The organism is Brachyspira catarrhinii (assembly GCF_005518285.1).
Taxonomy (GTDB): Bacteria; Spirochaetota; Brachyspiria; order Brachyspirales; family Brachyspiraceae; genus Brachyspira; species Brachyspira catarrhinii.
Map to the genome: position 1 here is coordinate 1 of NZ_SJDU01000956.1, position 222 is coordinate 222.

General features: G+C 23.4%; 1 protein-coding gene. It reads right to left on the bottom strand.

The window, feature by feature from the left end:
- Positions 1 to 58: 58 nt before the first annotated feature.
- Positions 59 to 208 (bottom strand): BspA family leucine-rich repeat surface protein, encoded by a 150-nt coding sequence (locus EZH24_RS15255; RefSeq protein ID WP_272897916.1) that lies wholly within the window; start codon positions 206 to 208, stop codon positions 59 to 61.
- Positions 209 to 222 lie beyond the last annotated feature (14 nt).

Genomic DNA, 222 nt, shown 5'->3' on the forward strand with positions numbered 1-222 from the left:
TCAGAAGAAAATAATCAGAATAATGAAAATATTTTAGGTAATCAAAATTAATAATAAATTATGAGTAAATATAAACCAAACAAAAAAACATTCCTATCATATTATTCACTTTTGAAGTATCCCATTTATATAAAGGCTCATTAAATTGACTTAAACCTGCAAACATAGATTCCATCTTAATAACATTTTCTGTATTCCAATTCTCTATGCCTGAATATTCTT